The organism is Lysinibacillus sp. NPDC056959, assembly GCF_042674095.1.
GTDB classification, from domain to species: Bacteria; Bacillota; Bacilli; order Bacillales_A; family Planococcaceae; genus Lysinibacillus; species Lysinibacillus zambalensis.
This window is the reverse complement of the sequence record NZ_JBHURE010000003.1, coordinates 392388-401414: the sequence shown is the minus strand read 5'-3', so window position 1 is coordinate 401414 and position 9027 is coordinate 392388. Positions and strand designations below refer to the sequence as shown.

8 protein-coding genes and 1 other annotated feature are annotated in these 9027 nt (G+C 38.9%); all 8 genes read left to right on the top strand.

Annotated elements, in window-relative coordinates; genetic code table 11:
- Positions 1-451 (top strand): group II intron maturase-specific domain-containing protein (locus ACFTQ7_RS06180; RefSeq protein WP_386827742.1); only part of this gene is annotated, 451 nt, incomplete at its 5' end.
- 258 nt (positions 452-709) lie between these two features.
- Positions 710-1282 carry a hypothetical protein gene (locus tag ACFTQ7_RS06175; protein WP_386827741.1) on the top strand — a complete coding sequence of 191 codons (573 nt, stop codon included), beginning with the start codon at positions 710-712 and terminating at the stop codon, positions 1280-1282.
- Between the two features lie 450 nt (positions 1283-1732).
- On the top strand, positions 1733-3424 hold the full coding sequence (locus ACFTQ7_RS06170) for an AMP-binding protein (protein ID WP_386827740.1): 1692 nt from the start codon (positions 1733-1735) through the stop codon (positions 3422-3424).
- 164 nt (positions 3425-3588) lie between these two features.
- Positions 3589-4170 carry a fatty acid metabolism transcriptional regulator FadR gene (locus ACFTQ7_RS06165; protein WP_079563171.1) on the top strand — a complete coding sequence of 194 codons (582 nt, stop codon included), beginning with the start codon at positions 3589-3591 and terminating at the stop codon, positions 4168-4170.
- Between the two features lie 14 nt (positions 4171-4184).
- Positions 4185-4958 carry an enoyl-CoA hydratase gene (locus tag ACFTQ7_RS06160; protein WP_197144744.1) on the top strand — a complete coding sequence of 258 codons (774 nt, stop codon included), beginning with the start codon at positions 4185-4187 and terminating at the stop codon, positions 4956-4958.
- A gap of 117 nt (positions 4959-5075) precedes the next feature.
- A complete protein-coding gene (locus ACFTQ7_RS06155; protein WP_386827739.1) occupies positions 5076-5849 on the top strand; it encodes an electron transfer flavoprotein subunit beta/FixA family protein in 774 nt (257 codons plus the stop codon).
- Positions 5850-5900: 51 nt separating this feature from the next.
- Positions 5901-6878 (top strand): electron transfer flavoprotein subunit alpha/FixB family protein, encoded by a 978-nt coding sequence (locus tag ACFTQ7_RS06150; RefSeq protein WP_386827738.1) that lies wholly within the window; start codon positions 5901-5903, stop codon positions 6876-6878.
- A gap of 269 nt (positions 6879-7147) precedes the next feature.
- Positions 7148-7381, top strand: a binding site (T-box leader).
- A 187-nt stretch (positions 7382-7568) separates the two neighbouring features.
- Positions 7569-8918: an amino acid permease gene (locus ACFTQ7_RS06145; RefSeq protein WP_386827737.1), complete on the top strand. Its 1350-nt coding sequence runs from the start codon at positions 7569-7571 to the stop codon at positions 8916-8918.
- Positions 8919-9027: the final 109 nt, after the last annotated feature.

The following is a 9027-nucleotide window of genomic DNA, read 5'->3' as shown; positions in this document are numbered from 1 at the left end:
CAGTTTTTCACACCATAAAGAACCAAAAGTTCGAGTGGCGAAAACAAGCCTTGAACGAATGAAGAAGAAAATACGAGAAATTACCTCTAGAAAGAAACCATTTCCAATGGAATACCGTATCGAGAAATTAAACCAATATCTAATTGGATGGTGCGGATATTTTGCGCTCGCAGATACACCTTCAATATTCAACAGATTAGACAGTTGGATTAAAAGGAGGTTGCGAATGTGTCTTTGGAAGAATTGGAAGAAACCCCGAACGAGAGTCAGAAATCTCATTCGTTTAAAAGTTCCATACGGAAAAGCATACGAATGGGGAAATACCCGAAAAGGATACTGGCGCATCTCAAAAAGCCCCATCCTACACAGAACCCTCGGCAATTCCTACTGGGAAAGCCAAGGGCTGAAAAGTCTGCAAATTCGTTATAAAACTTTGCGTTATTCATCTTAATTGAACCGCCGTATACGGAACCGTACGTACGGTGGTGTGAGAGGTCGGGAGCTAATCACTCCCTCCTACTCGATTGATAGGGTGAAGAGAAGAACTGCTGCTCGGATGTCTAGCTATGGAAAGAAGCCAGAGCGACGGAAAGAAGAGCTGGGGCGACGGAAAGAAAGGCCAGAACGACGGAAAGAAAGGCCAGAGCGACGGAAAGAAAGGTCAGAACGACGGAAAGAAGCGGGGGTGACGGAAGGAAGAGCCAAAACGATGGCTAGAACCTTCAAAGTCGTGGATAGAAGAGTCAAAAACGTGGCTAGAACCTTCAAAGTCGTGGATAGAAGAGCCAAAAACGTGGATAGAACCGTCAAAGTGATGGCTAGAACAGCCAAAGCAATGGAAAGAACAGCCAAAGTCGTGGATAGAGGTGTCGAAAACGTGGATAGAACAGCCAAAGTCGTGGATAGAGGCGTCGAAACGTGGATAGAACAGCCAAAGTCGTGGATAGAACCGTCAAAGCGATGGATAGAACAGCCAGAACGACGGAAAGAAGCGGGGGTGACGGAAAGAAGAGCCAAAACGATGGCTAGAACAGCCAAAGTCGTGGATAGAAGAGTCAAAAACGTGGATAGAACCGTCAAAGTGATGGCTAGAACAGCCAAAGTCGTGGATAGAAGAGTCAAAAACGTGGATAGAACCGTCAAAGTGATGGCTAGAACAGCCAAAGCAATGGAAAGAAGAGCCGGAGCGACGGAAAGAAAGGTCAGAACGACGGAAAGGAAGGAAAGCCATAGCGACGGAAAGAAAAGCTACAGCGATAAGTACTTAATTCTAAATGTCTAGTGTAGCTTCGAAAACGGCTCAGATGAGTGAAGAACTGCACAGGTCCGGAGAGGAAGTGGTCAGGTTGAGTGTGCCATCTCATCAATAAATAAAAAACTATAATACCCTCGAAAAAAATCATAAGTTACATCAACCTCATATAAATCATCGCAAAATACTACTAACATTTATTAACATTCCTTCATCTATCTAAAAAGTAAGCAATAAAAAATTATTTTTCGAATATAGAAATATGAACTCACTCTTGAGTATGAAAAAAGTAAGAGTGAATGAGTATTCATAAAGTACATCGATCCAAACCCTAAGAAACACAGTTATATAAATGTTGTTAAATGCATAATAATTAATCGTAAATGCATTTATTTTCTATTTTATGTTTGAAAGAGTATTTCTTTTTCATTATAATTAAAATAAGAGTTTACAAAGTTTGGGACAAAGGGGAGAGGACGTATGACAACAAAACCATGGCTATCAAATTATCCTGAAGAAGTACCATCGTCTTTAACGTTTGAGGAAATTCCTGTGCAAGAGTTTTTGACACGCGCCTATAAAAAGAATCCATCCAAAGTTGCGATTCATTTTATGGGAAAGGATTTGACGTATACTGAGTTATATGAGTCAGCGCTTAGGTTCGCAAACTATTTACAAGCCCTTGGGGTGGAAAAGGGAGATCGAGTAGCGATTATGCTACCAAACTCACCACAAAGTGTAATCGCTTACTACGGGGCAATGTATGCTGGAGCGATTGTCGTACAAACAAATCCACTTTATACTGAGCGTGAACTTCAATATCAAATGGCTGATTCAGGTGCGAAAGTAATTTTATTGATGGATATTTTGTATCCACGTGTTATGAAAATTATCAAAGAAACTGCGCTTGAAAATGTAATTGTCACAGCTATTAAAGATTATTTGCCATTTCCTAAAAATTTGGTATATCCATATATTCAAAAGAAGCAGTACGGTTTTAGTGTCAAGGTTGAACATAGTGGTCAAAATCACTTATTCACAGAAATTATGCGCTCCGCTCCCATCAAAATGATTGATATTCCATTTGATTTTGAAGAGGACATCGCACTGCTTCAATATACAGGTGGAACGACTGGCTTTCCTAAGGGTGTGATGCTAACCCATAAAAACTTAATTGCTAATGCAACGATGTGTGATGCATGGATGTATAAATGTATACATGGAGAGGAAACCATTATGGGCATTCTACCATTCTTCCATGTCTATGGTATGACTACTGTTATGTTATTATCCGTTTTCACGCAAAATAGAATGGTGTTATTACCAAAGTTTGATGCAGAGACGGCGTTGAAAACGATAGATAAGCAAAAACCGACTCTTTTCCCAGGTGCACCGACCTTATATATTGGTCTATTAAATCATCCGGATATTGCAAAATATGACTTATCATCTATAAAAGCATGCTTAAGTGGTTCTGCTTCATTGCCAGTAGAAGTGCAGGAGAAATTTGAAGCGGCTACAGGGGGAAAGCTTGTAGAAGGATATGGTTTAACAGAAACTTCTCCTGTCACACATGCTACACCTATTTGGGGTAAGCGTGTCATGGGCTCAATTGGTTTACCTTGGCCAAATACGGATTCAGTAATTTTACGTACAGGGGATACAGAGGTGCTTCCAGTCGGTGAGGTAGGAGAAATAGCTGTAAAGGGACCACAGGTTATGAAAGGTTATTGGAATCGCCCTGAAGATACGGCAGCGTCGTTCGTAGATGGCTGGTTTTTAACAGGCGATCTGGGCTATATGGACGAAGAAGGGTATTTCTATGTAGTTGACCGTAAAAAAGATATCATTATCGCAGGTGGTTTTAATATTTACCCTCGTGAAGTAGAGGAAGTATTATATGAACGAGAGGAAATCCAAGAATGTGTAGTTGCGGGCATACCAGACCCATATCGTGGAGAAACAGTAAAAGCTTATATTGTTTTAAAAGAAGGATATTCGATTACGGAAGACGAATTAAATAAATATTGCCGTCAAAACTTAGCCGCTTTCAAAGTTCCGCGCTATTATGAGTTTAGAGATGAGCTACCGAAAACGGCTGTTGGGAAAATTTTGCGTCGCTCGTTAGTAGACGAGGAAAAAACAAAATTGGTGAATAAAGAAGCAAAATAAATACGTGGTAAAGTATTGACAAGCAAAGTTGTAAATTATAATATGAAAATATGAATGAATGACCATTCATATTTTCATATTTTTTTAGGTTACCACGTCACATCCTTCGCAATAGATCAGCATGAATGGGGCGTGTGCAAGTTTTTTTAGGTGGTGATATAAAGGTGAAACGTGATAAGCCAAAATATAAGCAAATTATTGATGCAGCTGTCATCGTTATTGCAGAAAATGGGTATCACCAAGCACAAGTATCGAAGATTGCTAAACAGGCAGGGGTGGCCGATGGAACAATCTATTTATATTTTAAAAATAAAGAAGATATATTAATTTCTGTCTTTAATGAAAAAATGGCTGTTTTTGTAGAGTCATTACAAGATATAATAGAAAATGGAAGTACGTCTAAGGACAAACTTTCACGAATGATCGCAAATCATTTTAATGTTCTAGCGACAGATCGATACCTAGCAACCGTCACACAATTGGAACTACGACAATCGAATAAAGATTTACGACTAAAGATTAATTCGGTGTTAAGAGAGTATTTAAAATTACTGGATCAAATTTTAATCGAAGGTATGCTATCAGGTGAGTTCAATCAAACGATGGATGTGCGCTTGGCGCGTCAAATGGTGTTTGGAACCATTGACGAAACTATTACGTCGTGGGTTATGAATGAATATCGATATGATTTGATAGAACAGGTTCCAAAAGTTCAGGCATTAATCTTGAACGGTATTAAAGCTTAAAAGGATGTGGAGAAATGGAATTTCTAAGTTGGAAAGCAGAGGATGGAGTAGCGATTATTACAATTGCACGCCCACCAGCAAATGCATTATCTCGCGGAATCATCTCCGAAGTAAATGCTGTGCTAGATGAAGTAGAAAATGATGACACTGTACGTGTCCTTGTACTTCATGGCGAAGGTCGTTTCTTCTCAGCAGGTGCAGACATTAAAGAGTTTACAGAGGTTGTTTCTGGTGATGAATTTTCAAAGCTAGCGAGCAATGGTCAACAAGTTTTTGAGCGAGTTGAAACGTTCTCTAAACCTATTATTGCTGCAATTCATGGTGCTGCACTAGGCGGGGGCTTAGAATTAGCGATGAGTTGTCATCTGCGCTTTGTGACAGAATCTGCGAAATTAGGACTACCTGAATTACAATTAGGTCTTATTCCAGGTTTTGGGGGTACACAACGTCTACCACGATATGTAGGAGTTGCAAAAGCTGCAGAAATGATGTTCACAAGTGAGCCGATTTCTGGTACAGAAGCTGTACAATGGGGTTTAGCAAATCGTGCATTTACAGATGAAGCATTACTAGAAGAAACGTTAAAGGTAGCAAAGAAAATTGCGAAGAAGAGTCCGGTAGCTTTAAAAGCTGCTATTCAAACATTGCAATATGCAAAGCATGCTTCATTCTATGAAGGTATTGAGGCGGAAGCAAAATCCTTTGGTACAGTATTCGTTTCAGAAGATGCAAAAGAGGGAATTCAAGCATTTATTGCAAAACGCGAGCCTGTGTTTACTGGTAAATAATATTCCATCAGTGTCGATAGCGACTTGAAAGAGTGTTATCGACGTTATCGACACTGAAAATATATAATATTTATAAGTTTACTTAGAAATAAAAATCGTTTCAGGGGGTATGGATATATGAATATTTTTGCATTAATTAAACGTACGTTTGATACAGAAGAAAAAATCGTTGTGTCGGGTGGTAAAATCCAAGAGGATGGCGCAGAATTCATCATCAATCCTTACGATGAATATGCCATTGAAGAAGCTATTCAAGTACGAGACGCTGCAGGCGGTAAAGTAACAGTTGTTTCAATTGGTGGCGAAGATGCAGAGAAGCAATTACGCACAGCACTTGCAATGGGAGCTGATGAAGCGGTTCTGATTAATACAGAAGACGATCTAGATGAATTGGATCAAAATGCAGCAGCATATATTTTAGCTCAATATTTAAAAGATAAAGACGCTGATTTAATTTTATCAGGAAACGTTGCAATAGACGGAGGCTCTGGTCAAGTAGGACCTCGTGTTGCAGATTTACTAGGCATTAACTATGTTACAACAATTACAAAGCTTGAAATTGATGGAACATCTGCGAAAATTGTACGCGATATTGAAGGTGACTCAGAAGTAATCGAGACATCTTTACCACTTTTAGTAACAGCTCAGCAAGGTTTAAACGAGCCACGTTACCCATCTTTACCAGGGATCATGAAAGCGAAGAAGAAACCGCTTGCAGAACTTGAGTTAGATGATTTAGATATCGATGAAGACGATGTAGAAGTTAAGGTAGAAACAGTTGATATTTTCTTACCAGCTCAAAAGGCAGCAGGTCGTATTCTTGAGGGCGAACTTTCTGCTCAAGTAAAAGAGCTAGTAAGCCTACTTCATACAGAGGCAAAAGTAGTTTAAGTCATCTGGTGACACAAATCGAATCTTAAAGGGTAACGGAGGGAATATACTATGTCAAAAAAAGTATTAGTATTAGGTGAAGTTCGTGAAGGAAGCTTACGTAATGTTTCTTTCGAAGCAATTGCGGCTGCAAAGCAAATCGCTGATGGCGGTGAGGTTGTTGGTGTTCTTTTAGGAGATGCTGTAGCAGGTTTAACGGGTCCACTATTTGAATATGGTGCTGACCGTGTTGTAACGGTAGAGCATCCACATTTAAAACAATATACATCTGATGGCTATGGCCAAGCTTTATTAGCTGTAATTGAGGAAGAAAAGCCAACAGGTATCGTGTTTGGTCATACTGCAAACGGTAAAGATTTATCACCAAAAATTGCAAGTAAATTACAAGCAGGTCTTGTATCTGATGTAACGTCTATGGAAGGTGATGGTGATGATGTTGTATTCATCCGTCCAATTTACTCTGGTAAAGCTTTTGAAAAAGTGAAAGTAAAAGACGGCTTAGTTTTAGCTTCAGTCCGTCCAAATAATATTGCGCCGTTAGAAAAAGTAGCAGGGAAATCTGGTGACATCACTTCTCTTACTGTAGATATTACAAACCTTCGAACAATTATTAAAGAGGTTGTACGTAAATCTTCAGAGGGTGTCGATCTTTCAGAGGCAAAAGTAGTTGTAGCAGGTGGTCGTGGCGTAAAGTCGGAGGATGGTTTTGAACCATTAAAAGAGCTAGCAGATTTACTTGGAGGTGCAGTTGGAGCTTCACGTGGTGCATGTGATGCTGAATATTGTGACTACTCACTTCAAATTGGTCAAACAGGTAAGGTAGTAACACCGGACCTTTACATTGCAGCGGGTATTTCTGGAGCAATTCAGCACTTAGCGGGGATGTCGAATTCAAAAGTAATTGTTGCGATTAATAAGGATCCAGAGGCAAATATTTTCAAAGTTGCGGACTACGGTATCGTAGGCGATTTATTTGAAGTAGTGCCTCTTCTAATCGAAGAATTTAAAGCGTTAAAAGTGAACGCATAATAAATGTGCAGGGAGGATGCATCTTCCCTGCTTTTTTTGTTGAATTTTTTGACTTTTTAAAGTTATTGCAAAATAAAATGTTGACATAATTAATTTTTGAACGTATAGTGATGAATATTAAATTAACTTATTTCAGCGGATCAAACACTCACTGAAATAAGTTAAAGCCTCCGGCGGATGTCACGGAATCAGGAAGGAGTTCTTTGTGCAAGCACAAAGCTGATTCCAGACGCAATTATGCCGAGGCATAATTGATTTTTATTCAAAAAAGAAACGCAAAGATTAGGAGTAGTAAAAGCCCATTATTTGGTGAAGAGAGCTGCGGGTTGGTGCAACGCAGTCCAATAAGACTTTGAACTTGCCTATGAGCGGTAAAATAAATGGAATTTTCATAATATTCTATTTGTTGAACGGTTAACCTTCGTTACTAGGTTTTTAAGTAGGGTTCTAAAAGAACCAATTAGAGTGGTACCGCGGTTTGCTTATGGCATATCGTCTCTTCTTTCATTTGTTAATGAGGGAACAGACGATATGCCTTTTTTTCGTCTAGGCTAAAGCGCTACATCCTCGAGATCGCTTCGATCCCTTGGGCAAAAGTGGAGGAACGTTTACTTTTGCTTCGGGCTCTCCAGCGCTTGTCGGATGTAAACGAGCTCTTTAGCGCATTTGTTGATTTTAGGAGGTAAGGAAATGGAAAACGGCAATCAGAAATTAAAAAGAACGATGACCTCACGGCATATTACGATGATGGCTTTAGGTGGTGCCATTGGTGCAGGGTTATTTAAAGGAAGTAGTGCAGCTATTGATATGGCAGGGCCATCAGTACTTATTGCGTACTTAATTGGTGGGATAATCCTGCTGTTTGTTATGCAAGGTTTAGCAGAAATGGCAGTCCGTAATAGCGAAGCCAGAACATTTAGAGATCTAGTGCAAGCCGTTTTAGGAAAGTATCCAGCTTATTTCCTAGATTGGATTTATTGGAAAATGTGGGTGTTAAATATTGCTGCAGAATCTATAGTTGCGGCCATTTTTATTCAATATTGGTTGCCAGATTACCCGATTTGGATACTTGCATTATCTGTTTCAGTGTTAGTTACAGCCGTAAACTTGTTATCAGTGAAAGTTTTTGCTGAAACGGAATATTGGCTGGCGTTAATTAAAATTACCGTTATTGTGGTGTTCATTATAGCGGGATTAATTTTATTGCTTGTTACTTTTGGTAATCATACAGCTGTTGGTTTTTCTAATTTAACGGAACATGGTGGTTTCTTCCCGAACGGATCAATGGGATTGATTTCTGCAATGCTTGTAGTTATTTACTCTTATGGTGGTACTGAAATTATTGGTATTACATTAGCTGAAACGAAGAATCCTGAAAAAGTAGTGCCAAAAGCTGTTCGCAGTACATTAGTACGTATTGTAACTTTTTATTTAATTCCTTTCTTTATTATCGTTAGCTTGATTCCTTGGAATGAAGTAAATGGGGTTCCGGAAAGTCCGTTTGTGATGGTCTTTAAAATGGTTGGGATTCCTGGTGCTGACCATATTATGAACGCTGTTGTTATACTCGCAATTATTTCGTCAATGAACTCAGGGCTTTATGGTTCATCGCGAGTTCTGTATACACAAGCTGTAGACGGGCGTGTTCCTAAAATCTTTGCATATTTATCAAAACGAAAAGTTCCAGTATATGCCATATTAATGTGTACCTTCGCTTTATATATAGCTGTCATATTTTCTTTATTTGCGGGAAGCAGAACTTTTGATTTCCTAATGGGTTCACTTGGATATACCGTGTTATTTATTTGGCTAATTATTGCGATTGCACATCTGAAATCGCGTAAAAAACAGTCAGAAAAAACAAGTACCTATGCAGTAAAATGGTTCCCTTACACAACTTGGATAGCTATTATTGCGTTAAGTGCAATCCTAATTGGTATTATTTTTACAACATCTATTATCGTAACAGGTATTACTTTAGCTATTTATCTCTTTATTACGTTAACCTATGTCTTTAAAGGTCGTTTTCAAGAAAATTAGGAAACACTAAAAATGAACTTAATGCCTTAATCGACCTGAATTTTCATAAATTATGCATACTAGGCAGATTGTTCGCTCAAGAGAATTTATCCATGCTATACTACAAACA